Source organism: Streptomyces sp. NPDC091682 (assembly GCF_044756625.1).
Taxonomy (GTDB): Bacteria; Actinomycetota; Actinomycetes; order Streptomycetales; family Streptomycetaceae; genus Streptomyces.
Genome location: NZ_JBIVTH010000020.1, coordinates 14493 through 38429 on the forward strand (window position 1 = coordinate 14493; position 23937 = coordinate 38429).

Sequence of the window (23937 nt, forward strand, 5' to 3'; positions counted from 1 at the left end):
CCGCAGCCGTCGGCCCCCGGGCCGCCGGCTCCCCGGCCCTACCCGATCACACCGTCCCGGCGCAGGTCCGAGATCTGTGCGTCCGCCATCCCCAGGGCGCGCAGCAGGGGCTCGGTGTGCTCGCCCAGCGCGGGCACCGCACCCATGTGCGGTGCCGCGCCGCCCGGCAGTCCGATCGGCGGCAGCAGGGCCCGCAGCGGACCGACCGGTGAATCCACCTCCTGCCAGCGGTCCCGGGCCGCGAGTTGCGGATGCCCGGCCAACTGGGCCACCGAGTTCAGTCGCGCGCACGCGATGCCCGCCGCCTCCAGCCGCTCGATCGCCCCGTCCGCACGGAGCCTGCCCAGCGCCTCTGCCACCACCGCGTCGGTCTTCTCCCGGTTCGCGGTGCGCGCCGCGTTCGTCGCGTATGCCGGATCTTCTGCCAACTCGGGTCGCTCCAATACCTGTTCGGCCAGCCGCCGCCACTCGCGGTCGTTCTGCACCGATAGCAGCACCCGGTCCCCGTCGGCCGTCGCGTAGGCGTCGTAGGGTGCGATCACCGCGTGCGCGAGGCCGGTGCGCACGGGCTGCTCCCCGCCGTGCATCGTGTGGTGCAGCGGGTGGCCCATCCACTCGGCGAGCGCGTCCAGCATGGACACCTCCACCCTGCCCCCGCGCCCGGTGACCCCACGGCGCAGCAGGGCGGCCAGGACCCCCGAGAAGGCGTACATGGCCGCCGCGATGTCCGCCGCCGGGATGCCCGCCTTGACGGGTTGCTCCGGAGTGCCGGTCACCGAGACCAGGCCCGCCTCGCACTGGACGAGCATGTCGTAGGCGCGCTTGTGGGCGTACGGGCCCTCGGGGCCGTAGCCGGAGACGTCCACGGCGACCAGCCGGGGGTAACGCGCGCACAGCGCGGCCGAGTCGAGCCCGAGGCGGGCCGCGGCCCCCTGCGCGAGGTTCTGCACGAAGACGTCCGCGTCGGCCAGCAGGCCGTGCAGGACCTCGCGGCCGCGCGGGTCCTTCAGGTCGAGGGCGATCGACTCCTTGCCCCGGTTGGCCCACACGAAGTGCGAGGCGAGGCCGTGCGCGGCCGTGTCGTAGGCACGCGCGAAGTCGCCGCCGTCGGGGCGCTCGACCTTGATCACCCTGGCGCCCAGGTCGGCGAGCTGACGGGTGGCGAAGGGGGCCGAGATGGCCTGTTCGACGGCGACGACGGTGATGCCGTCCAGGGGGAGCGGTTCGGTAGCCATGCGCCCTGCCTACCCGGTCGGACGGGCCGCTGTCACCACACCGGCGGCGATGCGCGCCATTGGTCACATGAGGCGGCCGCTGCGCGGGCGGTCACCGGCCGCGCGCGAACCTGCCGGTCGCCAGCGGCACGAACAGCGCGAGCAACAGCCCCGACCACAGCAGCGCCCCGGCCACGGGATGGGCCGCGGGCCAGGCGGCGCCCGCCGCGGCCCCGCCCCCGGCGTTCCCGCACAGTGCCCGTACGGCGGTGGCGACGGCGCTGATCGGGTTCCACTCGGCGACCGCGCGCAGCCACCCGGGCAGCCCCGCGGTCGGCAGGTACGCGCTGGAGAGCATCGGCAGGACGAAGGTGGCGCTGCCGAGCTGGCCGGCCGCCTCCTCGCTGCTGCTCAGCAGGCCGAGGTACGTGCCCACCCATGCCGTGGCGAAGCGGAACAGCAGCAGCACGCCCAGGGCCCCCAATGCACCGGGCAGGCCGTTCTCGATGCGCCAGCCCATCGCCAGCCCCACCAGCATCAGCGGCACCATCGACACGCCGGTGGTCAGCAGATCGGCGGCCGTTTGCCCGAGCGGTACGGCGGTGCGGCTCATCGGCAGGGTCCGGAAACGGTCCATCACCCCGCGGTGGGCGTCCTGCGCGGCCGTGAACATGCCGGTCATCAGGCCGTTCGCGGCGGTGGCGGCCAGTAGCCCGGGGACCAGGAACTCCCGGTACTCCGCGCCCGGCATGGCGAGCGCGCTGCCGAAGACGTAGCCGAAGAACAGCAGCATGGTGATCGGCATGGTCTGGGTGAGGATCAGCAGCGCCGGGGCGTGCCGGGCCTTTTGGAGCTGGCGGGTGAGGACGGCTCCGCCGTCGGACAGCAGGGTGCTCATGCGGCGTGCTCCTGATCGGCGCTGGCGCCGGCGTTGGGGACGTCGGCTGGGGTGTCGGCTTCTTCGGCGGCGTCGAGGGACCGGGCCCGGGTGAGGCGCAGGAACACCTCGTCGAGGGTGGGCGGGCGCAGGGCCGCGTCCGTGACCGGAACCCCGGAGGTGTCGAGTTCCCGGATGATCCGCGGCAGGGTGAGGGCGTCGTCGAGGACGGTGACGCCGACGGTCAGCCGCTCCTCGTCGAGCGCGGGCCGACCGCCGGTGAGCCGGTCGAGTACGGCGGCGGCGCGGGCGAGCGCCCCGCGCTCCGCGACCGTGACCTCGGCGCGCGCGCCGATCCGGGCCTTCAACCGGGCCGGGGTGCCGGTGGCGGCGACCCGGCCGCGGTCGACGACCACGATCTCGCCGGCCAGCCGGTCGGCTTCCTCCAGGTACTGGGTGGTGAGCAGCACCGTGGTGCCCCCGGAGCCCTCCCCGACGAGTTCCCGCACCGCCGTCCAGATCTGCTCGCGGGCCGCTGGGTCCAGGCCGGTGGTGGGCTCGTCGAGGAACAGCACCCGAGGGCGGGTGACGAGCCCGGCGGCCAGGTCGAGGCGCCGCTTCATGCCGCCGGACCAGGTGGTGGTCACCCGGTCCGCGGCCTCGCCGAGTCCGAAGCGCTCCAGCAGCTCGTCCGCGCGGGCCCGGCCCGCGCGGCCGCGCAGCCCGGCCAGCCGGGCGAAGAGCCGGAGGTTCTCACGGCCGGTCAGGTCCCCGTCGACGGAGGCGTACTGGCCGGTGACGCCGATGGCGCGGCGGACGGCCGCGGGATCCCGGGTGACGTCGTGGCCGGCGACGAGGGCGTGGCCGCCGGTGGGTGCGGTGAGCGTGGTGAGGACCCGGACGGCGGTGGTCTTGCCCGCGCCGTTGGGGCCGAGGAGGCCGCAGACCGTGCCCTCGGGGACGGCGAGATCGAGGCCGCGCAGGGCGTGGACCTCCCCGTAGCTCTTCTCCAGACCCTCACTAAGTACAGCGTACGTAGTTGTCATGTGCGCCACCGTACCTCACTACGTACGATGTACGTAACTAAGATGGTGGGGAGACGACGAGGTGATCTGAGCCATGACAGCCGGCGGGCGACCCGCTGAACCCGAAGTGATCTGGTCCCGCCCCCAGCGGGCCGGCCGCGGCCCCAGGCCCGCGCACAGCCGCGAGTCCATCGCGTCCGAGGCGGTGCGGATCGCCGACGAGGAGGGGATCGAAGCCGTCTCCATGCGGCGCGTGGCGGCCGGGATCGGCGCGGGGACGATGTCCCTCTACAACTACGTGCCGCGCAAGGAGGACCTGTACGAGCTGATGGTCGACGCGGTCAGCGGGGAGTACGAGTTCCCCCGGCCGACCGGTGACTGGCGGGCCGACCTGCTCGCGCTGGCCCGCGGGACGCGCGCGCTGATGCACCGCCATCCCTGGCTGCCGCGCCTGCTGAGCCCGGTCTACGGCTTCGGCCCGAACGCCCTGCGCTACCTGGAGTACAGCCTGGACTGCCTGGCTCCGCTCGACGTGCCGGACGGCGAGAAGCTGGAGCTCGTCGCCGCCGTCAACGGGACCGTCGCGACGCACGTGGCCAGTGAGCTGGCGCTGGCCGAACGGGCCCGGTCGCTGCCCTGGGGCGAGGCGGAGGAGCAGCGAGTGCGGACGGCCTGGCTCGGCTCCCGGCTGGCCACCGGGGAGTACCCGAGGTTGGCGGCGGCCCTCGGTGGTGGTGGCCCGGTCCCGGGTGCCGGGCTGGACATGGACGAGGTCTTCGGCCGCACGGTGTCCCGGCTGCTGGGGGCCTGGGGGGCGTAGGTCCGACGTCCGGCCGACCCGGCTCAGAGGAGGGCGAACTGCCCGCCCGGGCCTTCCTCCTGGTGGTCCAGTACCGAAGCCGGGTGCCGGGCCCAGGTCGGCGGCGGCAGCACCCCGGCCGTGCGCAGCGCGTCCACCGACAGCCCCGGACCTGCCTCGAACGCGGCCCGCTCGGGGGCCAGTTCGGCCAGCAGCGCCAGCGTGGTCACCAGGGCCAGCAGCTCCGAGGTCCAGCTCTGCGGCCACTCGGCCGGCCCCAGCGCGGCCAGGCCGTCGGCGCCTTCGCCCCGGTGTGCGGTGCGGGCGGCGAACCAGGCCGGGAGCACCTGCACGCCCTGCGCCTCGTACTCCCAGGCCCCGGCCGGCACGGGGGAGACCGTCCCGCTCCCGAGGCTCAGCGTCTCGTTCTCGGCGTCGTACGCGAGCTCGCGCGGCCAGCCCGCGACCGCCGAGCGGACGTACGGGCGGCGCCCGCCGGGCAGCCGGGGCGGCTCTCCGCCGCGCGCGCCGCGCAGCTGCACGCCCAGTAGTCGGTGCCCCAGCTCCAGTCCGGCCCGCCAGCGCTCGGGATCGGCGGCGAGCGGGACCTCGTACCCGCGCGGGCCCGGGCGGCCCGCCGCGAGGATCCAGCCCAGGACGTCCTCGGGGGAGACGCGGCAGCCGTGGCGCGCGCCGAGCAGGGCCAGCAGACTGGGGGCGAGGTTCGGCTCGGCGCCGCCGGGGCGCCGGTGCAGGGGGCGGATCCGGCCGAGGCGGCCGATCGGGAGGTGTGCGGTGACCAGCGGATCCGGGGTCAGGGCGAGGAACAGCTGGTGCTCGTCCCGCACCCGCCAGAGCTCGGGGCGGGCCGCGTCGATGAGTCGCTGGTCGGGCAGCAGCCACTGCTCGTCGAAGGGCTCGCGGAGCACCCGTACGGGGTCGGGGCAGGGGCCCGGGGCGTCGGCGAAACGGGCCGTGGCCGCCGAGCGCTGCCCCGGCAGGGCGGCCGCCCCGGCGCCGGGCCTGCGGCTGCGGCTCGGACGGAACAGCCGCTCCTGCTCGGCGCCTTCGGAGCCGGTCAGGGCGGCCCAGCGGGTGCGCAGGGCTGCCGGATCGGGTGCGGCCACCCAGTCCCGTCCCAGGCGCAGGCCGCCCACGGACCAGGGCATCAGATCATCGAGCAGCGGTACGTCTTCGCTCACGCCGCCGATGGTAGCGACGGGATCCGATGGCCGGGCTGCGTCCAGGCCGAAGAGCTAGGCTCCTTATGTACACATATGTGCGGTATCGACCGAGGAGGCGGTCATGAGTCAGTACGACGAATACACGACCCCGTCACAGGCCGAGGGCGAGCGCCTCGACGAGGACATGGACGAGACCCAGCGCAAGCAGCGGCACCCCCAGACGATGCGGACCACACCGTCCCAGGCGGAGGGCGAACGCACCAGGGAGGACGACGAGAAGTAGTCACGGCGCGGCGCCAGAAGGGCGTCGGGGGCCGTGAGGGGGGCCATCGGGGGACGTCGGTGCGTCGCTGGTGGAGCGCCCGGGCGCCGTCAGTGCGCGTCGACCGTCACGGTGAAGGAGAACCGGTCGCCCCGGTAGCGGATCCGGGCCACGTCCACCACCCGGCCGTCCTCGTCGTAGGTGACGCCCGTGTAGTGCAGGATCGGGCTCAGCAGCGGCACCTGGAGCAGCTCGGCCGTCTCCGGGTCGGCCAGCCGGGCCTCCACCGTGTCCGTGATCCGGCTGATCCGTACCCCCACGATGTCCCGCAGGACCTTCGTCATCGGCCAGCGTTCGAGATCGGCGAGATCCACCGTCTCGGCGAATTCCGGGAGGACGGCGTTCTCGGCCCAGTTGGTCGGCTCACCGCTCTCCCGGTCGTGGCGCAGGCGGCGGTAGGTGATCACCTCGGCCGTGTCCGGGAAGTGCTCCAGCAGCTCCCCGGACACAGCCGTGCGGCCGTGCCCGAGGATCGTCGTGCGGTCGCCCGACTGCTGGGCCACGATCGCGTCGACCGAGCCCAGGAGCCGGACCGGGGTGCTGCGCAGCGCGCCCGGCTCGATGAAGGTGCCGCGCCGCCGGTGCCGGCTGATCAGCCCCTCGCCCTCCAGCTCCTTGAGCGCCTGCCGCATGGTCAGCACGCTCACCCCGTAGTGCCCGGCCAGCTGCTCCTCGGTGGGCAGGCGCAGCGAGGCGTCCGGGGTGCGCCCCAGTATCGAGGCGCGCAGTGACTGTGACACCTGGTACCAGAGCGGCAGCTTCCGGTTCAGTACCAGAGAGTCGGGGGCGAAGGCGGTCACGGGTGGTTCTCCGAAGGCTGGACAGGGGGGAGGTGCGGCGCATGCAGGGTACGGCGCATGCAGCGTATGCAGTGCAGGTCAGGCGCGGAAGTGGCGCTGCAGACCCTGCCACACGTCGTCGTAGCCGCGCTGGAGGTGATCGGCGCCGGCCGCCTGCGCGGTGGCGGTGATCGGCCAGCGGGTCTCGAACATGAAGGCCAGGCCGTCGTCGATCTTCTGCGGCTTCAGCTCGGCCGCACTCGCCCGCTCGAAGGTCTCGTGGTCGGGTCCGTGCGCGGACATCATGTTGTGGAGCGAGCCGCCGCCGGGGACGAAGCCTTCGGCCTTGGCGTCGTAGGCCCCCTCGATGAGGCCCATGTACTCGCTCATCACGTTGCGGTGGAAGTAGGGCGGACGGAAGGTGTCCTCGCCGACCAGCCAGCGCGGGGCGAAGACCACGAAGTCCACACCCGCCAGTCCCGGGGTGTCGGAGGGCGAGGTCAGGACGGTGAAGATCGACGGATCGGGGTGGTCGTAGCTGATCGAGCCCAGGACGTTGAAGCGGCGCATGTCGTACACGTACGGGACGTGGCTGCCGTGCCAGGCGACCACGTCGAGGGGGGAGTGGTCGTAGGTGGCGGACCAGAGGTTGCCGCAGAACTTGTTGATCACCTCGGTCGGACGCTCGATGTCCTCGTACGCGGCGACGGGGGCCTGGAAGTCCCGTGCGGCGGCGAGGCCGTTGGCGCCGATCGGGCCCAGGTTCGGCAGCTCGAAGGGCTGGCCGTAGTTCTCGCAGATGTAGCCGCGGGCGTCGGCGTCGAGCAGCTCGACGCGGAAGCGGACGCCGCGGGGGATCAGGGCCATGTCGCCCGGGCGGGCGGCGAGCAGGCCCAACTCGGTGCGCAGGAGCAGCCCGCCGCGCTCGGGGACGATGAGCAGTTCGCCGTCGGAGTCGCTGAACACCCGGTCGGTCATGTCGGCGTTGGCGGCGTAGAGGTGGATGGCCATGCCGGCGCGCTGGGCGGCGTCGCCGTTGCCGCCGAGGGTCCACAGGCCGGAGAGGAAGTCGGTGCCGGGGGCCGGCTCGGGCAGCGGGTTCCAGCGGAGCCGGTTCGGGTCCGCCACGGACTCGGTGAAGGGCGCCGAACGCAGGGCCCCGTTGTCGATCCGGGTGAAGGGCGGGTGCGCGGCCGAGGGGCGGATCCGGTAGAGCCAGGAGCGGCGGTTGTGGGTGCGGGGCTCGGTGAAGGCGCTGCCGCTGAGCTGTTCGGCGTAGAGGCCGAGGGGGGCGCGCTGGGGCGAGTTCCGGCCGATCGGCAGTGCACCGGGGACGGCCTCCGAGCTGTGCTCGTTGCCGAAGCCGGTGAGGTACTCCAGTGCCTCTGCCGTCTTCCTGGCTTGCTCGCTCATGTGCTGCTCTCCCGCTCCGTCGAAGGAATCCTATGGCTGACAGTAGGATTCCGCGGCCCGCACGTCAACGGCGGATCCGTGCCCGGTGCAGAGATCGGCGGGAAAGGGTGGGAATGGGGGAGGGGCTGCGGGTGGGGGTGGGGGTGGGGGGTGCGGATGGGGGGCGGGGCGGGGCGGGTGCGGTGATCGGGTGAGGCGACCGGCACCGCCGGTCGGCACCGGCGGTCGAAATCGGCGGACGGGAACACGGATTCGGTCGAAGGGGATCCCAAAAGATGAACATTGCTCTACTCTCACGCGCATGTCGTGGACCCGCAGGTTCCCTGCCGTGCCGGCGGCGCTCCTCGCCGCCCTTCTCGCCCTCCTGTCCCTCCTCGTCGCGGCACCCGCCGCCAGCGCACACGAGGAGCGCCCGGTCACCCTCCCGGACGGCTCCGGATCGGTACCCGAGTATCGCGCCGCTGAGCCCGACCTGATCGTCTGCAAAACCGACCGGCCCGCCTTCGAGCGCCGGATATCCGCCTTCCCGGACGAGCTCAAGCAGCGCAACCTCGCCCTGTACGAGCGGTGCGAGAAGAGCGGCTACCGACACCTGCAGGAGGCCGTCGACGCCGTCGACCGGCCCGGCATGAACATCGCGATCCTCCCCGGCCTGTACGAGGAGGAGCCCTCGCTCCCCGCACCGACGGGGGAGTGCGCCGCGCTCAAGGCCCCCCAGTCCTCGCTCGGGTACCAGATCCTGTCCTACGAGCAGCAGGTGCAGTGCCGTCACAACCAGAACCTCGTCGCCATCCTCGGCAAGACGAGCCTGCAGATCGAGGGCACGGGGGCGTCACGGCTCGACGTGGTCGTCGACGCCAAGTACCAGAAGCTGAACGCCATTCGTGCGGACAAGTCCAACGGGATCTACTTCCGCAACTTCACCGCCCAGCGCACCACCTTCAACTCGCTCTACGTGCTCGCGGGCGACGGCTTCGTCATCGACGACGTGCTGACCCGCTGGAACGACGAGTACGGTTTCCTGACCTTCGCCAGCGACCACGGGCTCTACAAGAACTGCGAGTCGTACGGGAACGGCGACTCCGGCATCTACCCGGGCAGCGCCTCGAACATCAACGACGGCCGCGGCTACGAGGTCCCCCGGTACTCCATCGAGATCACCGGCTGCCGCAGCCACCACAACATGGTCGGCTACTCCGGCACCGCGGGCGACTCGGTGTGGGTGCACGACAACGAGTTCGACCAGAACATGGGCGGCGCCTCGATGGACAGCGCCTTTCCCGGCCACCCCGGACTCCCGCAGAACCACGCCAAGTTCGAGCGGAACCTGATCCACGACAACAACCAGGACTACTACGGGTACGTCGCCGACGGCACCTGCGCCAAACCGCCGATCGAGCGCGGCTACGAGCGCGGCGTCGTCTGCCCTCAGATCTCCATGCCGCCGGGCACCGGCATCATCACCGCGGGCGGCAACTGGAACCTCTACGAGAACAACTGGGTGTACGGGCACCAGCGTGCAGGCTTCTTCCTCAGCGCGGTCCCCGCCTTCATCCGCGGCGAGGAGGCGTGGTCGAAGCAGACCGACACCTCCCACCACAACCGGTACGCCGGGAACGTCATGGGCAAGGACAAGTCCGGCGCCGCGCGCCCCAACGGCATGGACGTGTGGTGGGACGGCCAGGGGCGCGCCAACTGCTGGCAGGACGGACCCGACGGCTCCACCCCCGGCACGGTCCCGCAGTGCGGTGACCGTCGGGGCGAGGTCTCGGGGGCGTCCGCCCGCCTGGTCGGCGAGCCGGTCAAGCTGGCCCAACTCCTCGTTTGCGCGGACTACAACGTCCAGGCGCGCAAACTCCCGTCCGGCTGCGACTGGTACGGCGCGCGCGGACTCGAGCGGGTGGAGACCCAGCTCGCGCTGGCCGTGGCCGCGGTGCTGCTGCTCGTCGGCGGCGTCCTGTGGTGGCGCCGCCTGCGCGGCTCCCGCCTGGGCACGGCCGCCACGCTGGCCGGGCTGGCGGGTCTGGTCCTGGACGTGGCGGGCTCCACCATGTCCCTGACCGCCACCTTCGTCCCGGCGCTCGCCCTCCTCCTGCTCGGCCTGTGGTGGACGGGCGCCGGCCTGGTCCTGCGCCCCACCCGCCCCTGGCTGGCCCGCCTGACCCTGCTGCTGGCCGGGCTCACCCTGCTGGACGCCTTCGACAAGGCCGTCCTGATGATCCCCTGGACCCCCCTGAGCCCCGCCTGGGTACGGGCCCTGGTCGCCGTGATCTGGGTCCTGTGGGCGGTGGTGGCCTCGGCCCGCCCGGGCACCCCGGCCCGCCCGTCCGGCCCGGGCGGCGACCCCGCGGGCGACCGCGCCCCGGTCCCCGCCGGCCCCGCCCCGGCGCTGAGGGCGGCCGCCACCGAGCCCCCGGCGGCCCCGACGACCCCGGACCCCGCGCCGTGACCCCCGCCCAGGCCGCCCCGACCACAGGAGGCCAGCCGTGACCGACCGGCCCGACGACGACCACCGGTGCGACGCCTGCGGTACGCCGCCCCGCGCGGCCCGCAGGCTCGCCCGAACCGCCCGAACCGCGGCCATGCTCGCCCTCGCCCTGCTCCTTGCGGGCGGCGCGGCGACGGGCTGCGGCGGGCGGGCCACCACCCACCACAAACCCGGCACCAGCCACGAGCAGGCATCCGGAGGCGTGGGCACCCTGCTGACGACCACCGACGCCACCGGTCACCGGCTCCGCGAGGTCCCGGCCCAGGGCGCGCCGGAGGTCCAGCTGACCGTCCGCCCGGACTCGGAGGATGGCTGGAACCTCCAACTGGCAGTGAAGAAATACCGCTTCACCCCCGACAGCACCGGCGGCGCCGCCCTCCCGGGCGCGGGCCACGCCCACCTGGAGCTCGACGGGCGCAAGCTGGCCCGGCTGTACGGCCCCTGGTTCCACCTGCCCGCGGCGCAGGTCCCTGAGGGCACCCACACCCTGACCGTCCGCCTCTACGCGGACGACCACACCGCCTGGGCGGTCTCGGGCAAGCCGGTCGAGGGCACGGCCCAGCTGACCGCCACCGCCCCGGGCCAGCCGGGCGGACACAGCCACGGGGACACTCCGCCGCCGGGCCAGACCCCGGCGCCGGAGCAGGCCGACCGCACGGTCACCATCACGGTCCGGGACGGCAAGGTCAGCCCAGCTCCCGCCCGCACTGAGCTACGGCGCGGAGAGCGCGTGGCCCTGCGCGTCACGAGCGACCGCGCGGACACCCTGCACGTCCACGGCTACGACAAGGAACTCGCCCTGCCGGCAGGCCAGGAGGCCACCCTGATCCTGACGGCCGACCGCACGGGCCTCTTCGAGGTCGAGACCCACGAGTCCAGCCTCGTCCTCACCCAACTCCTCGTCCGATGACCCCACCCCGCCCCGAACCGAGCCCCCAACCCAGCCCCGCACCCCGACCTGAGCTCGGGCCGACGCCTGCGCACCCGGCCCAGCCGGCACAGGGCCCTGTGCCGGCACCCGGCCCCGTGCGCGCATCGGGCCTCATGTCCGCGCACGGCCCCGGAGTGGTGCCCAGGCCTGCGTGGTTCGGCGGTCCGTTCGCGTTCCGGCTCGGCGCCCGGTCCCGGCCGTCCGCACCCGGGCCGGAGTCCGGGCGGACGGGCCGTGTCGCCGACGGGACCGCGCTCCGGGCGGGGAGATGGTGAGCCCGCTCGGGCCGGATCTCGCCCCGGGCGCCACCGAGGGGAGCCACGGCCAGGGCGTGGTCCTTCACCCGGCCGATCCGTTCACCTCGCTCGCGCACGGGATCGGGTCCCAGCACGATCTGCCGATCTCTCCCTTCTACGCCTTCGCCGGCGCTTTCGCCGCGCTGTTCGTCTCCTTCCTCGCACTCGGCCTGCTCTGGTCCACCTCCCGCTTCCGCGGAGCGCGCTCGGGCCTCGCCCTACCCGCCGCCCTCCAGAGGGTGGCGGACGCGCCCGCCGTCCGGACCGCCCTGCACGGACTAGGACTCGCCGTCGCGGCGGCCGTCCTGCTCCACCTCCTCCTCGGGCCCGACGATTCCGCGCGCAACCCCGCTCCCGGCGCCGTCTACGTCCTCCTCTGGGTCGGACTCGTACCCGCCTCCCTCCTCCTCGGCCCCGTCTGGCGCCTGCTCAACCCGCTCCGCACCCTGCACCGCCTGCTCTCCCGCTTCCTGCCCCGCCGCGGCGCAGGCCGCCCCCTCCCCTCCCGGCTCGGCCAGTGGCCGGCCGCTGCCGGCCTGTTCGGCTTCACCTGGCTCGAACTCGTCGCTCCTGATCCCGCATCAACCACCACCCTCCTCATCGCCATCACGGCCTACGCCACCGCCCACCTCCTGCTCGCCGCCCGCTTCGGCGAGCGCTGGTTCGACGAGGGCGATGCCTTCGAGGCGTACTCCGCCCTCTTGGCGCGGCTCGCCCCCCTCGGCCGTCGCAGCGACGGCCGCCTCGTGCTCCGTAACCCCTTCCACGGACTCGACGCGACACCCGAGCGGCCCGGACTCGTCGCCACTGTCTGCGTCCTCCTCGGCTCCACCGCCTACGACGGCTTCTCCGACAACCCCTCGTGGATCAACGCAATACAGACCTCCCCCCTCGGCCGCATCCCCACGGCCACACTCGGACTGCTCGGTTCCATCGCCCTCGTCGCCGGCCTCTACTGCCTTTGCGCCGCCGCCACCCGCCTCGTCAGCGGCCCGCACCCCGGCCCGCTGACCGCCTTCGCGCACTCACTCGTACCGATCGCGCTCGGCTATCTCATCGCCCACTACTTCTCCCTCCTGGTAGTCGAAGGACCACGCACAGTAAGCATGGCACTCGGCACTGACAACGCCCCCGAACCCGTGCCACCCCTGGGCCCGGGCGGCCTCGCCGCCCTCCAGGTCATCGCCGTCGTCACCGGTCACGTCCTCGGTGTCGTCGCGGCCCACGACCGGTCCGTGCGGCTCTTCCCGCCGGCGAAGGCGGTGGCCGGACAGCTACCGCTGCTGGTGCTGATGATCACTTACACCGTCGGAGGGCTCAGTCTTCTGCTGAACTGAGACCCCCGAAGAACCGAGAAGCGAGGAGCGGCATGATGGACCCCGTGCCCCCCGTCCACTCCCTGCGCCGAGCGCCGATCCAGCAGCGCAGCGCCGACCGGCTCGCCCGGATCCTCGACGCCTGCGCCGAGCTGCTGGACGAGACCGGGTACGAGAACCTCAGCACCCGTGCCGTGGCCCAGCGTGCCGGTGTGCCGATCGGTTCCGTCTACCGCTTCTTCGGGAACAAGCGGGCCATGGCCATCGCCCTCGCCCACCGCAACCTGGACCGCTACGTCGACGGCATCGCGGACCGGCTCGCCGAACTCCCGGCCACCCACTGGCGGCCCGTCGTGGACGCGGTGCTGGACGAGTACCTGGCCATGAAGCGCAGCGTCCCCGGCTTCGCGCTCGTCGACTTCGGCGTTCCCGCCCCTCCGGCCGAGGGGCCGGAGGCGGATCCCAACCACCAGGTCGCCGCCCGGCTGACGGAACTGCTCTCCGCGCATCTCGTCCTGACCCCCGACGCCGCCCTGGAGCGGGCCGTCCTCGTCGCGGTCGAGGCCACCGACGCGCTGATACAGCTCGCCTTCCGGGCCGACCCGGCCGGGGACCCCGGCATCGTCGCCGAGACCCGCGCGATGATGCACGCGTACCTGGCCGGCGTGCTGGACTGACCCCTTCCGGGTCCGGCGCCGGTCCCGGCTCGCTGCCGCTGCCGCTGCCGGGTCGAGGGTGGTGCGGGTCGAGGGCGGTGCTGGTCGTCACCCGTACCCACTCGTGCCACACACCCCTCCCGTCCGTGCGTACCGGTCGGTATGCTCGATGTGTTCCGTGTGCCCGTGCCCGTGCCGCAGACCGCCGCCCCTGGAGGGCCCATGTCACGCACCGCCCTGCGCATCTGCCCCCTGTGCGAAGCCACCTGCGGCCTCACCCTCACCCTCGCGGACGGCGCGGTCACCCGAGCCCGCGGTGACCGCGAGGACGTCTTCAGCCGCGGCTACATCTGCCCCAAGGGGGCTGCGTTCGGAGCGCTCGATTCCGACCCCGACCGGCTGCGGGGCCCCCTCGTCCGCCGCGACGGCCGTTTGCGGGAGGTCACCTGGGAGGAGGCCTTCGAGGCCGTAGCGGCCGCCGTCCCCGCCCTGGTACGGGAGTACGGGGCCCAGTCGGTCGGGGTCGTCCTCGGCAACCCGAACGTCCACACCATGGCCGGCGCCCTCTATCCGCCCCTGCTGCTCAAGAGCCTCGGCACCCGCAACCTCTTCACCGCCAGCACCCTCGACCAGATGCCCAAGCACGTGTCCAGCGGGCTGCTCTTCGGCGACCCCTTCGCCATTCCGGTCCCCGACCTCGACCGGACCGACTTCCTGCTGCTCCTGGGCGCGAACCCGGTCGAGTCCAACGGCTCCCTGTGCACCGCCCCCGACTTCCCGGGCCGACTCAAGGCCCTGCGCGCCCGCGGCGGCACCCTGGTCGTCGTCGACCCGCGCCGTACGCGCACCGCCGCGCTCGCCGACCGTCACCTCGCGCCGCGCCCCGGCAGTGACGCGCTCCTGCTCGCCGCCCTCGCGCACACCCTGATCGAGGAGGAGCTCGCCGACCCCGGAGCGCTGGAAGAACAATGCGACGGCATCGGGGAACTCGGCGCCGCGCTCGGGAGTTTCACCCCCGAGGCCGTCGCACCCGCATGCGACCTCACCGCTGCCGAGATCCGCACCCTCGCCCGCGAGCTGGCAGCCGCACCCACCGCCGCCGTCTACGCCAGGATCGGTAGCTGCACCGTCGAGTTCGGCACGCTGGCGAGCTGGCTGGTCGACGTACTGAACATCCTCACCGGCAACCTCGACCGGCCGGGCGGAGCCTTCTTCCCGCTCTCCGCGACGGCCTCCGCGGGCCGCCCCGCGGGCCCGGGCAAGGGGTTCGCCCTCGGCCGCTGGTCGAGTCGGGTCGCCGGCCACCCCGAGGTCAAGGGCGAGCTGCCGATGGCTGCCCTCGCGGAGGAGATCGAGACCCCGGGTGACGGGCGGATCCGGGTCCTGCTGGCCATCGCCGCCAACCCGGTCCTGTCCGCACCCGACGGCGATCGGCTGGACCGGGCGCTGGCCGGGCTGGACTTCATGGTCTCGGTCGACCCCTACCTGAACGAGACCTCACGCCATGCCCACGTCGTCCTGCCACCGCCGCCGCCCTCACAGAGCGCGCACTTCGACTTCGCGTTCAACGGGTTCGCCGTGCGCAACCAGGCGCGCTACTCGCCCGCCGCCCTCCCGCTGGCGGACGGACGCATGGACGAGTGTGAGATCCACGCGCGCCTGATCCTCGCGGTTTCCGGCCTGCACGGAACGCCGCCGGGGGCGGTGGACGAGCGCGTCATTGCCGACAGCCTGGCCCGGGCCGTCAACGATCCCCACTCACCGCTCCACGGCGGCGACCCGCAGGAGTTGGCCCGCCTACTGACCGGCCGTACCGGCCCCGAGCGACGCCTCGACCTGATGCTGCGCACCGGCCCGTACGACCTGACGCTCGAAGATCTGCGGCAGGCGCCGCACGGCATCGACCTCGGTCCGCTACGGCCCCGGCTCCAGGGCGTGCTGAAGACCCGCAGCGGCAGGATCGAGTTGCTCCCGGACCCGATCGCGGCCGAGCTCCCCGGGCTGCGCGCGGCGCTCACCGACCGCCCCGCCGCCCTGGTGCTCGTGGGCCGCCGCCATCTGCGGTCCAACAACAGCTGGTTGCACAACGTTCCGGCCCTCACCGGAGGTTCCAACCGCTGCACCCTTCAGGTCCATCCGCAGGACGCGGACCGGCTCGGCCTCGTCGACGGAGGGCACGCCAAGATCACCGCCGACGGTGGGAGCCTGGAGGTGCCCGTCGAGGTCACCGACGCCATCCGCAGCGGTGTGGTGAGCCTTCCGCACGGCTGGGGACACGACCGGGCCGGCGCGCGGCTATCGGTGGCCGCCGAGGCGCCCGGGGCGAACGTCAACCAGCTGCTCGACGGCACCCGCATGGACCGGCTGTCCGGCACCGCGGTGCTCAACGGCTTCCCCGTAGAACTCACGCCACTGCCCTGAGCTGGGGTTTTGCTCGTATTGCTCACGCGTGGACGTCTTGTTGACGCGAGGAGGCGGCACCTACCTTCCCCCCATGCTGACCTTCCTCGGCTTCGCCATGATCGCGACGTTCCTGGTCCTGATCATGATGAAGAAAATGTCGCCCATCGCGGCGCTCGTCCTCATCCCCGCACTCTTCTGCGTGTTCGCAGGGAAGGGCACGCACCTCGGCGACTACGTCATCGACGGCGTCGGCAAGCTCGCCCCGACCGCCGCCATGCTGATGTTCGCCATCGTCTACTTCGGCGTGATGATCGATGTCGGCCTCTTCGACCCGATCGTCCGCGGCATCCTGCGCTTCTGCAAGGCGGACCCGATGCGGGTGGTGGTCGGCACCGCCGTCCTCGCCGCGATCGTCTCGCTCGACGGCGACGGCTCGACCACCTTCATGATCACCGTCTCAGCCATGTACCCCCTCTACAAGCGGCTCGGCCTGAGCCTCGTGGTGATGACGGGCGTCGCGGCCACGGCCAACGGCGTCATGAACACCCTGCCCTGGGGCGGTCCGACCGCGCGCGCCGCCACCGCCCTCAAGCTCGACGCCGCCGACATCTTCGTCCCGATGATCCCGGCGCTCGCGGTGGGCCTGTTGTTCGTGTTCGTACTGGCGTACGTCCTCGGCGTGAAGGAACGCCGCCGGGTCGGCACGCTGGTGCTGCCCGGCCAGGCGGGTCCGGAGGCCGCCGCGGCGGAGCTGGTTACGGCCGGCCCAGGCACGGCCGCCGCGGTCGTCGCGGACCTCGCCGTGACGTCCGCGCCCGTCGAGGGCTCAGCCGGATCCACTGCTTCCGTCGGACGTGTGGCTTCCACCGGGTCCACGGCTTCCACCGGGTCCACGGCTTCCGCCGGATCCGCGGCCTCCGCCGCTTCCGCCGCTTCCGACGCAGGTGCGGCCGACGCCGCCCCGGTCGGGAACGTTTCGCTCCCCGCGCCCGAGGACGGTTTCCAGGGGCTGGACCCGGACCGTCCCACTCTGCGGCCCCGTCTCTACTGGTTCAACGCCGGCCTCACCGTGGCCCTCCTCACCGCGATGATCATGGAGCTGCTGCCCATCCCGGTGCTGTTCCTGCTCGGCGCCGCCCTCGCCCTCACCGTCAACTTCCCGCACATGCCCGACCAGAAGGCCCGGATCGCCGCCCACGCCGACAACGTCCTGAACGTCGCCGGCATGGTCTTCGCCGCCGCCGTCTTCACCGGGGTCCTCACCGGCACCGGCATGGTCAAGCACATGGCCGACTGGCTCGTCGGTGCCATCCCCGAGGGCATGGGCCCGCACATGGCGCTCGTCACCGGCCTGCTCAGCCTGCCGCTCACCTACTTCATGTCCAACGACGGCTTCTACTTCGGCGTCCTGCCCGTCCTGGCCGAGGCCGGAGCCGCCCACGGGGTTTCCCCGCTGGAGATCGCCCGCGCCTCCCTCGTCGGCCAGGCCCTGCACATGTCGAGCCCGCTGGTTCCGGCCGTCTACGTCCTCGTAGGCATGGCCAAGGTCGAGTTCGGTGACCACACCCGGTTCACCGTGAAATGGGCGGCCCTGACCTCACTCGTGGTCCTCGCGGCAGGGATGCTTTTCGGCATCATTTGAAATCCGGCACCCTCTGGCCGGCAAAAACTACCGACGCTAGTTTGTAGGGTGTTCGCGAGGTCGGATCTACGCGCTCGTGCGTGCTCGGGAGGAATGCCATGAAGGCCCACGACGGGATGTACATCGACGGCGCGTGGCGGCCCGCCGCCGGCCGCGATCTGATCGAGGTCGTGAACCCGGCCGACGGCCAGGTCATCGCCCAGGTCCCGGCCGGTACCGCAGAGGACGTGGACGCGGCCGTACGCGCGGCCCGTACGGCCCTGCCCGGCTGGGCGGCCACGGCTCCGGCCGAGCGGGCCGCCTTGATCGGCGCGCTCCGCGACGCACTGTCGGCCCGCACGGGCGAGCTGACCGAGACCATCACCGCCGAGCTCGGGTCCCCGCTCGGCTTCTCGAAGGCGATCCACGTCGGAGCCCCGATCGCCGTGGCCACCTCCTACGCCGAACTCGCCTCCTCCTACGCCTTCGAGGAGCGGGTCGGGAACTCCACCGTGCTGCTGGAGCCCATCGGGGTGGTCGCGGCCATCACGCCCTGGAACTATCCGCTGCACCAGGTCGTTGCAAAGGTGGCGCCCGCTCTCGCCGCCGGCTGCACCCTCGTCCTCAAGCCGGCCGAGGACACCCCGCTGACCGCACAGCTCTTCGCCGAAGCCGTGCACGAGGCGGGCATCCCGGCCGGAGTCTTCAACCTGGTGACCGGAACCGGTCCGGTCGCCGGCCAGGCCCTGGCCGCGCACGAGGGAGTCGACCTCGTCTCCTTCACCGGCTCGACCGCGGTCGGCAAGCAGATCGGCGCCACGGCCGGCGCCGCTGTCAAGCGGGTCGCGCTCGAACTGGGTGGCAAATCGGCCAATGTCATCCTGCCCGGAGCCGACCTGGTCAAGGCCGTCGCGGCAGGCGTCGGGCACGTCATGAACAACAGCGGCCAGAGCTGCAACGCGCTGACCCGGATGCTCGTCCACCGGGACCACTACGAGGAGGCCGTCTCGCTCGCGGCCGCCACCGTCGCCGACTATCCCATCGGCGACCCCCGCGAGGCCGGTGTCCGCGTGGGCCCCGTCGTCAACGCCAAGCAGCACGAGCGCGTCCGCGGCTTCATCACCAAGGGCCTGGAGGAAGGCGCGCGCCTCGTCGCCGGCGGGCCCGACGCGCCGCTGGAGCAGGGGTACTTCGTGGCGCCGACGGTGTTCGCCGACGTCACGCCCGACATGGCCATCGCCCAGGAGGAGATCTTCGGCCCGGTGCTGTCGATCCTCCGCTACGAGGACGAGGAGGAGGCCCTGACCATCGCCAACGGCACTGTCTACGGTCTGGGCGGCGCCGTCTGGGCCGCCGACGACGCGACGGCCGTGGCCTTCGCGCGCCGGATGGACACCGGGCAGGTGGACATCAACGGCGGCCGCTTCAACGTGCTCGCGCCCTTCGGCGGATACAAGCAGTCAGGTGTCGGCCGTGAGCTGGGCGCGCACGGCCTGGCGGAGTACCTCCAGACCAAGTCCCTGCAGTTCTGATCCTCCTGATTCACCTGCCCGACCCGCCGCACCTGCCCGACCTGCCGCACCCGCCCGCACCGGAAAGACGAGATGACGACCATGGTCCGCGCCGCAGTCCTGCCCGCCGTCGGAGCACCGCTGGAGATACGGGACATCGTGCTGCCGGATCCGGGCCCCGGGCAGGTCCGGGTGCGGCTCGCCGCAGCCGGGGTGTGCCACTCCGACCTCTCCCTCACCAACGGCACCATGCGGGTTCCCGTGCCCGCCGTCCTCGGCCACGAGGGCGCGGGCACGGTCCTCGCGGTGGGGGAGGGCGTCACCCACGTCGCCCCCGGTGACGGCGTGGTGCTCAACTGGGCCCCGTCCTGCGGAGAGTGCCACCACTGCACGATCGGTGAGGTCTGGCTCTGCGCCACGGCGCTCACCGGGGTCGGGGCCGTCTACGCGCACGACGCACAGGGCACGGCACTGCACCCCGGGCTGAACGTGGCCGCCTTCGCCGAGGAGACCGTCGTCGCGGCCAACTGCGTGCTGCCCGCCCCCGCCGGGATCCCGCTCGCCGAGGCCGCCCTGCTCGGCTGCGCCGTCCTCACCGGCTACGGGGCCGTCCGCCACAGCGCCCAGGTCCGTCCGGGCGAGTCGGTGGCCGTCTTCGGAGTCGGCGGTGTCGGCCTGGCAGCCCTCCAGGCCGCCCGGATCGCACAGGCGGGCCCGGTCATCGCCGTCGACGTGTCCCCGGTCAAGGAGGAACTGGCCCGTGCGGCCGGGGCCACCGAGTTCGTGTTGGCCTGCGACACCACCGCCAAGCAGATCCGTGCACTGACCGCCGGGCAGGGCGCCGACGTCGCCGTCGAGTGCGTCGGCCGCGCCGAGACCATCCGGGGCGCCTGGGAGTCGACCCGGCGCGGCGGCCGCACCACGGTCGTCGGCATCGGTGGAAAGGAGCAGCAGGTCACCTTCCACTCCATGGAGATCTTCCACTTCGCCCGAACCCTCACCGGCTGCGTCTACGGCAACAGTGACCCGGCCCGCGACCTCCCGGTGATCGCCGAGCACGTCCGTGCGGGCCGTCTCGACCTCGGCGCCCTGGTCACCGACCGCATCACCCTCGACGACATCCCGGCCGCCTTCGACGCCATGCTGATGGGCAAGGGCGGCCGCTCCCTCGTCGTGTTCTGACGCCGTCAGCCGGGCGCGCCCGCCGCCTCGCGCAGCCGCAGGTGGCGGTGGGCTGAGCCGGTCCAGCGCCTCCTGGCCGCGCGGGTCGTCGAGCAGCACGAGGGCCCGTACCGCCTGGATCTGGATCTCGACCGAGGGATCGGCTTCGCGGGGTCCGGCCGTCGGGGCCGACGCGATCGGGCTGCGCGCCGTGGCTGATCAGCGCCTCGACCACCGGCTACGAGCCGCGCGCCGCTGCGATGGCCAGCGCCGACGGGCCGTCCGCGCCGCGTCGTCGGCCCGTACCGCGGTGATCAAGTCGGCGCCCCTCGTCACGCCACCTCCTGCAACGCCTCGTACCGCAGGGCCAGTCCGTCCAGCAGCGCAGCCAGGCCCGTCTCGAAGGCGTCCTCGTCCACCTCGCGGCCGCGCTCCGCGAGCAGGTGGGCCTGGCCCAGGTGTGGGTAGTCCGACGGGTCGTATGCCGTGCGGTCGTCCACGAATCCCCCGGCGAAGGAGGCCACCGCCGAGCCCAGGATGAAGTACCGCATCAGTGCGCCGATCCGGGTCGCCTGTGCCACCGGCCAGCCCGCCGCCGTCATCGCCCCGAACACCGCGTCCGCCACCCGCAGTCCGGCCGGCCGGCGGCCCGGCCCGCGCGCCAGCACCGGCACGATGTTCGGGTGGTCCGCCAGGGCGTCCCGGTAGGAGTGCGCCCACGCGTGCAGGGCCGCCCGCCAGTCCTGGCCGCCGTCGAACATCGACAGGTCCACCCGTGCGCTCACCGCGTCCGCCACCGCGTCCAGGATCTCGTCCTTGGTGCGGAAGTGGTTGTAGAGCGAGGGCCCGCTGACCCCGAGCGCGGCCGCCAGCCGCCGCGTCGACACCGCCTCCAGTCCCTCCGCGTCCACCAGGGCGCCGGCCGCCTCGATGATGCGGTCCCGGCTGAGGAGGGGCTTGCGCGGTCTGGCCATGCGCCACATAGTAGGGCCTGCCCGCCGTAAACTACCGGTGCTAGTTAAAGGCGCCGATCCCGCCCCGGAGGTGCCCGGTGAATCTGGAGCTGAGCGAGGAGCAGACCGCCGTCCGCAGGCTCGCCCGCGAGTTCACCGAGCGCGAGGTCGTCCCGTACGCCGCCGAGTGGGACCGCGTCGAGAGCGTGGACCGGGCCATCGTGAAGAAACTGGGAGCGCTCGGCTTCCTCGGTCTGACCGTCCCCGAGGAGTACGGCGGCTCCGGCGGTGACCACCTCGCCTACGTGTTGGTCACCGAGGAGCTCGGACGCGGCGACTCCGCCGTGCGGGGGATCGTTTCCGTCTCCCTCGGCCTCGTCGCCAAGACCATCGCCGCCTGGGGTACCGAGGAGCAGAAGCGCGCCTGGCTGCCCCGCCTGTGCTCCGGCGACGCGCTCGGCTGCTTCGGCCTGACCGAACCCGGCACCGGCTCCGACGCCGGCAACCTCACCACCCGCGCCGTGCGCGCGGGGGACGCGTACGTCCTCGACGGCAGCAAGATGTTCGTCACCAACGGCACCTGGGCCGACGTGGTGCTGCTCTTCGCCCGGACCGGCGACGAGCCCGGCCACCGCGGGGTCTCCGCCTTCCTCGTCCCCACCGACACCCCGGGACTGACCCGCCGCGAGATCCACGGCAAACTCGGCCTGCGCGGCCAGGCCACCGCCGAGCTCGTCCTCGACGGCGTCCGCGTGCCCGCCTCCGCGATGCTCGGCCCCGAAGGCAAGGGCTTCTCGGTCGCCATGTCCGCCCTGGCCAAGGGCCGGATGTCGGTCGCCGCCGGTTGTGTCGGCATCGCACAAGCGGCCCTGGACGCGGCCGTCTCGTACGCCGCCCAGCGCGAGCAGTTCGGCCGGCCGATCGCCCACCACCAGCTGGTCCAGGAGCTCATCGCCGACATCTCGGTCGACGTGGACGCCGCCCGCCTGCTGACCTGGCGGGTGGCCGACCTCATCGACCGCGGGCAGCCCTTCGCCACCGAGTCCTCCACCGCCAAGCTGTTCGCCTCCGAGGCCGCCGTGCGCGCCGCGAGCAACGCCCTCCAGGTGCACGGCGGGTACGGCTACATCGACGAGTACCCGGCGGGGAAACTGCTGCGCGACGCCCGCGTGATGACCCTGTACGAGGGAACCAGTCAGATCCAGAAGCTGCTCATCGGGCGCGCCCGCACCGGGGTCTCCGCCTTCTGAGGCCGCCCGGGCCTTCCGGGCCGCCCGGGCCTTCCGGGCCGCCCGGGCCTTCCGGGGTCGACTGAGTACCCGCATGAGTACGCGTGCGGATGTGCTCGCGCGCGCTCCGCCCGATGCTCGACCCATGAACGAGACACCGGTCAAGCAGCAGAGCACGGGGGCGTACTACGGCCAGGCCGTCGCCTCCTTCGGCATCGCCATCGGCGCCGTGGCCGTGGGGATCTACAACCTGGAGGCGAACGGCTGGGTCCGGGCCTTCCTCGGCATCGCGGTCCTCTACCTCACCACCTCGGCCTTCACCCTCGCCAAGGTGATTCGCGACCGCCAGGAGGTCACGCAGATCGTCAGCCGGGTGGATCAGGCCAGGATGGAGAAGATCATGGCCGAGTACGATCCCTTCGCGCCGAAGTAGTCGGCCCGGTGCAGCCGGCTCGCCGGGCCCGGTCGGCCCGACACCGGGCTCGGTCGGCCGGACATCGCTAAGCGCTTGCTCACCCTCCGGTAGGGTGTTCACTTCCACACGGTGAAGGGTGAGTGAGCGATGGGCAGCGCGGAGGAAGCGGTCGACGGCTACCGGCCGTGGTCCGAGGTCACCCCCGACGCCGCGCGGCGGCTGCTCGTCGCCGCCGTCGACGCCTTCGCCGAGCGCGGGTACCACGCCACCACCACCCGTGACATCGCGGGCCGTGCCGGGATGAGCCCGGCCGCGCTCTACATCCACTACAAGACCAAGGAAGAGCTGCTCCACCGGATCAGCCGGATCGGCCACGACAAGGCGCTGGAGATCCTGACCGTCGCCGCCGACGGCCCCGGCAGCGCCGCCGACCGGCTCGATGCCGCCGTACGGTCCTTCGTGCGCTGGCACGCGGCGCACCACACCACCGCGCGCGTGGTCCAGTACGAGCTCGACGCCCTCGCTCCGGAGCACCGGTCCGAGATCGTGGAGCTGCGCCGGCAGAGCGACGCGGCCGTGCGCCGCATCATCGCCGACGGGGTGGCCGCGGGGGAGTTCGACGTTCCCGACGTGCCGGGCACCACGCTCGCCGTGCTGTCGCTGTGCATCGACGTGGCCCGCTGGTTCAACGCGGTCGGGCAGCGCACGCCCGACGAGGTCGGCGGGCTCTACGCCGACCTCGTGCTCCGCATGGTCGCCGCGCGGCCGGGCCCCGCGCAGTAGCACCACCGGTTCCGGACCTGCGCAGCAGCTAGTACCGGACCTGCGCAGCGGCGCCCGACCCTGCGCAGCAGTCCGGGCCGGCTTCAGAAGTAGTAGCGCGACACCGACTCCGCCACGCACACCGGCTTGTCGCCGCCCTCGCGCTCGACCGTGACGGTGGCCGTGACCTGTACGCCACCGCCCGCCTCCGTGACCTCCGTGATCACGGCGATGGCGCGCAGCCGCGAACCGACCGGCACCGGCGCCGGGAAGCGGACCTTGTTCGTCCCGTAGTTGAGGCCCATCCGCATGCCCTCGACCCGCATGATCAGCGGTACCAGGCTGGGCAGCAGCGACAGCGTCAGATAGCCGTGCGCGATGGTGGAACCGAAGGGTCCGCCCGCTGCGCGCACCGGGTCCACGTGGATCCACTGGTGATCGCCGGTGGCGTCCGCGAAGAGGTCGATCCGCTTCTGGTCCACCTCCAGCCACTCGCTGGGGCCGAGCGGTTCGCCGATCCCGGCGTGCAGCTCCTCGGCGGACGTGAAGACCCTCGGCTCGGGCATGCCCTGTTCCTGTCTC

At 72.8% G+C, this 23937-nt stretch carries 21 protein-coding genes; 13 read left to right on the forward strand and 8 right to left on the reverse strand.

Going from position 1 to position 23937, the window contains the following annotated elements; genetic code table 11:
• Positions 1 to 38: 38 nt before the first annotated feature.
• The 3 genes from ACIQK6_RS33815 to ACIQK6_RS33825 form a co-directional block, all read right to left on the reverse strand.
• Positions 39 to 1235 carry a CaiB/BaiF CoA-transferase family protein gene (locus ACIQK6_RS33815; RefSeq protein WP_329103621.1) on the reverse strand — a complete coding sequence of 399 codons (1197 nt, stop codon included), beginning with the start codon at positions 1233 to 1235 and terminating at the stop codon, positions 39 to 41.
• 91 nt (positions 1236 to 1326) lie between these two features.
• Positions 1327 to 2112 carry an ABC transporter permease gene (locus tag ACIQK6_RS33820; RefSeq protein WP_329103623.1) on the reverse strand — a complete coding sequence of 262 codons (786 nt, stop codon included), beginning with the start codon at positions 2110 to 2112 and terminating at the stop codon, positions 1327 to 1329.
• A complete protein-coding gene (locus ACIQK6_RS33825) occupies positions 2109 to 3137 on the reverse strand; it encodes an ATP-binding cassette domain-containing protein (RefSeq protein ID WP_402696453.1) in 1029 nt (342 codons plus the stop codon). Before ACIQK6_RS33825 ends, ACIQK6_RS33820 begins: the two co-directional genes overlap by 4 nt.
• Positions 3138 to 3210: 73 nt before the next feature.
• Here ACIQK6_RS33825 and ACIQK6_RS33830 point away from each other — a divergent pair, with 73 nt between their 5' ends.
• Entirely contained in the window at positions 3211 to 3936 is a 726-nt protein-coding gene (locus tag ACIQK6_RS33830) for a TetR/AcrR family transcriptional regulator (RefSeq protein ID WP_402696455.1), read from the forward strand.
• A 23-nt stretch (positions 3937 to 3959) separates the two neighbouring features.
• Here ACIQK6_RS33830 and ACIQK6_RS33835 read toward each other — a convergent pair whose 3' ends face one another.
• A complete protein-coding gene (locus tag ACIQK6_RS33835; protein ID WP_402696497.1) occupies positions 3960 to 5126 on the reverse strand; it encodes a type ISP restriction/modification enzyme in 1167 nt (388 codons plus the stop codon).
• Positions 5127 to 5220: 94 nt separating this feature from the next.
• Between ACIQK6_RS33835 and ACIQK6_RS33840 the strand changes: the two genes are divergently transcribed.
• Positions 5221 to 5382, forward strand: coding sequence for a hypothetical protein (locus tag ACIQK6_RS33840; protein ID WP_329103630.1), 162 nt, complete (start codon positions 5221 to 5223; stop codon positions 5380 to 5382).
• A gap of 89 nt (positions 5383 to 5471) precedes the next feature.
• Here ACIQK6_RS33840 and ACIQK6_RS33845 read toward each other — a convergent pair whose 3' ends face one another.
• Together ACIQK6_RS33845 and hmgA are read right to left on the reverse strand one after the other, a co-directional pair.
• Entirely contained in the window at positions 5472 to 6221 is a 750-nt protein-coding gene (locus ACIQK6_RS33845) for a GntR family transcriptional regulator (protein WP_329103632.1), read from the reverse strand.
• Between the two features lie 78 nt (positions 6222 to 6299).
• Complete coding sequence (gene hmgA / locus ACIQK6_RS33850) at positions 6300 to 7613, reverse strand: homogentisate 1,2-dioxygenase (protein ID WP_329103634.1); 1314 nt, start codon at positions 7611 to 7613, stop codon at positions 6300 to 6302.
• A 301-nt stretch (positions 7614 to 7914) separates the two neighbouring features.
• Here hmgA and ACIQK6_RS33855 point away from each other — a divergent pair, with 301 nt between their 5' ends.
• The 8 genes from ACIQK6_RS33855 (at position 7915) to ACIQK6_RS33890 (ending at position 20017) form a co-directional block, all read left to right on the forward strand.
• The gene (locus tag ACIQK6_RS33855; protein ID WP_329103637.1) at positions 7915 to 10062 is read left to right on the forward strand and encodes a right-handed parallel beta-helix repeat-containing protein; all 2148 of its coding nucleotides are present in this window, start codon (positions 7915 to 7917) and stop codon (positions 10060 to 10062) included.
• A gap of 133 nt (positions 10063 to 10195) precedes the next feature.
• On the forward strand, positions 10196 to 11011 hold the full coding sequence (locus tag ACIQK6_RS33860) for a hypothetical protein (RefSeq protein WP_329108089.1): 816 nt from the start codon (positions 10196 to 10198) through the stop codon (positions 11009 to 11011).
• Between the two features lie 352 nt (positions 11012 to 11363).
• A complete protein-coding gene (locus ACIQK6_RS33865) occupies positions 11364 to 12665 on the forward strand; it encodes a hypothetical protein (protein WP_329108090.1) in 1302 nt (433 codons plus the stop codon).
• A gap of 35 nt (positions 12666 to 12700) precedes the next feature.
• Positions 12701 to 13321, forward strand: a complete 621-nt coding sequence (locus ACIQK6_RS33870) for a TetR/AcrR family transcriptional regulator (protein WP_329108092.1) — start codon at positions 12701 to 12703, stop codon at positions 13319 to 13321.
• A gap of 201 nt (positions 13322 to 13522) precedes the next feature.
• The gene (locus tag ACIQK6_RS33875) at positions 13523 to 15721 is read left to right on the forward strand and encodes a molybdopterin-dependent oxidoreductase (protein ID WP_329103638.1); all 2199 of its coding nucleotides are present in this window, start codon (positions 13523 to 13525) and stop codon (positions 15719 to 15721) included.
• A 73-nt stretch (positions 15722 to 15794) separates the two neighbouring features.
• Positions 15795 to 17345, forward strand: coding sequence for a citrate:proton symporter (locus tag ACIQK6_RS33880; protein ID WP_329103640.1), 1551 nt, complete (start codon positions 15795 to 15797; stop codon positions 17343 to 17345).
• Positions 17346 to 17443: 98 nt separating this feature from the next.
• Entirely contained in the window at positions 17444 to 18856 is a 1413-nt protein-coding gene (locus ACIQK6_RS33885; protein ID WP_329103642.1) for an aldehyde dehydrogenase family protein, read from the forward strand.
• Positions 18857 to 18937: 81 nt separating this feature from the next.
• Entirely contained in the window at positions 18938 to 20017 is a 1080-nt protein-coding gene (locus ACIQK6_RS33890; protein ID WP_329108094.1) for a Zn-dependent alcohol dehydrogenase, read from the forward strand.
• 311 nt (positions 20018 to 20328) lie between these two features.
• Here ACIQK6_RS33890 and ACIQK6_RS33895 read toward each other — a convergent pair whose 3' ends face one another.
• Positions 20329 to 20979 carry a TetR/AcrR family transcriptional regulator C-terminal domain-containing protein gene (locus ACIQK6_RS33895; RefSeq protein WP_329103644.1) on the reverse strand — a complete coding sequence of 217 codons (651 nt, stop codon included), beginning with the start codon at positions 20977 to 20979 and terminating at the stop codon, positions 20329 to 20331.
• A 68-nt stretch (positions 20980 to 21047) separates the two neighbouring features.
• Here ACIQK6_RS33895 and ACIQK6_RS33900 point away from each other — a divergent pair, with 68 nt between their 5' ends.
• From ACIQK6_RS33900 to ACIQK6_RS33910, 3 genes are all read left to right on the forward strand, one after another.
• Complete coding sequence (locus tag ACIQK6_RS33900; protein WP_329103646.1) at positions 21048 to 22199, forward strand: acyl-CoA dehydrogenase family protein; 1152 nt, start codon at positions 21048 to 21050, stop codon at positions 22197 to 22199.
• 124 nt (positions 22200 to 22323) lie between these two features.
• The gene (locus ACIQK6_RS33905) at positions 22324 to 22611 is read left to right on the forward strand and encodes a YiaA/YiaB family inner membrane protein (RefSeq protein ID WP_030011866.1); all 288 of its coding nucleotides are present in this window, start codon (positions 22324 to 22326) and stop codon (positions 22609 to 22611) included.
• 129 nt (positions 22612 to 22740) lie between these two features.
• A complete protein-coding gene (locus ACIQK6_RS33910) occupies positions 22741 to 23376 on the forward strand; it encodes a TetR/AcrR family transcriptional regulator (protein ID WP_329103648.1) in 636 nt (211 codons plus the stop codon).
• Positions 23377 to 23459: 83 nt separating this feature from the next.
• On the opposite strand, the gene ACIQK6_RS33915 is transcribed toward ACIQK6_RS33910, so the two are convergent.
• Positions 23460 to 23921 (reverse strand): MaoC family dehydratase, encoded by a 462-nt coding sequence (locus tag ACIQK6_RS33915; RefSeq protein WP_329103650.1) that lies wholly within the window; start codon positions 23919 to 23921, stop codon positions 23460 to 23462.
• Positions 23922 to 23937: the final 16 nt, after the last annotated feature.

Bases quoted from the DNA above. Each gene is read 5' to 3' on its own strand.
- ACIQK6_RS33815 (WP_329103621.1), bottom strand. From the start codon at position 1,235: ATGGCTACCGAACCGCTCCCCCTGGACGGCATCACCGTCGTCGCCGTC.
- ACIQK6_RS33820 (WP_329103623.1), bottom strand. From the start codon at position 2,112: ATGAGCACCCTGCTGTCCGACGGCGGAGCCGTCCTCACCCGCCAGCTC.
- ACIQK6_RS33825 (WP_402696453.1), bottom strand. From the start codon at position 3,137: ATGACAACTACGTACGCTGTACTTAGTGAGGGTCTGGAGAAGAGCTAC.
- ACIQK6_RS33830 (WP_402696455.1), top strand. From the start codon at position 3,211: ATGACAGCCGGCGGGCGACCCGCTGAACCCGAAGTGATCTGGTCCCGC.
- ACIQK6_RS33840 (WP_329103630.1), top strand. From the start codon at position 5,221: ATGAGTCAGTACGACGAATACACGACCCCGTCACAGGCCGAGGGCGAG.
- hmgA (WP_329103634.1), bottom strand. From the start codon at position 7,613: ATGAGCGAGCAAGCCAGGAAGACGGCAGAGGCACTGGAGTACCTCACC.
- ACIQK6_RS33855 (WP_329103637.1), top strand. From the start codon at position 7,915: ATGTCGTGGACCCGCAGGTTCCCTGCCGTGCCGGCGGCGCTCCTCGCC.
- ACIQK6_RS33860 (WP_329108089.1), top strand. From the start codon at position 10,196: ATGCTCGCCCTCGCCCTGCTCCTTGCGGGCGGCGCGGCGACGGGCTGC.
- ACIQK6_RS33870 (WP_329108092.1), top strand. From the start codon at position 12,701: ATGGACCCCGTGCCCCCCGTCCACTCCCTGCGCCGAGCGCCGATCCAG.
- ACIQK6_RS33875 (WP_329103638.1), top strand. From the start codon at position 13,523: ATGTCACGCACCGCCCTGCGCATCTGCCCCCTGTGCGAAGCCACCTGC.
- ACIQK6_RS33880 (WP_329103640.1), top strand. From the start codon at position 15,795: ATGCTGACCTTCCTCGGCTTCGCCATGATCGCGACGTTCCTGGTCCTG.
- ACIQK6_RS33885 (WP_329103642.1), top strand. From the start codon at position 17,444: ATGAAGGCCCACGACGGGATGTACATCGACGGCGCGTGGCGGCCCGCC.
- ACIQK6_RS33890 (WP_329108094.1), top strand. From the start codon at position 18,938: ATGGTCCGCGCCGCAGTCCTGCCCGCCGTCGGAGCACCGCTGGAGATA.
- ACIQK6_RS33895 (WP_329103644.1), bottom strand. From the start codon at position 20,979: ATGTGGCGCATGGCCAGACCGCGCAAGCCCCTCCTCAGCCGGGACCGC.
- ACIQK6_RS33905 (WP_030011866.1), top strand. From the start codon at position 22,324: ATGAACGAGACACCGGTCAAGCAGCAGAGCACGGGGGCGTACTACGGC.
- ACIQK6_RS33910 (WP_329103648.1), top strand. From the start codon at position 22,741: ATGGGCAGCGCGGAGGAAGCGGTCGACGGCTACCGGCCGTGGTCCGAG.
- ACIQK6_RS33915 (WP_329103650.1), bottom strand. From the start codon at position 23,921: ATGCCCGAGCCGAGGGTCTTCACGTCCGCCGAGGAGCTGCACGCCGGG.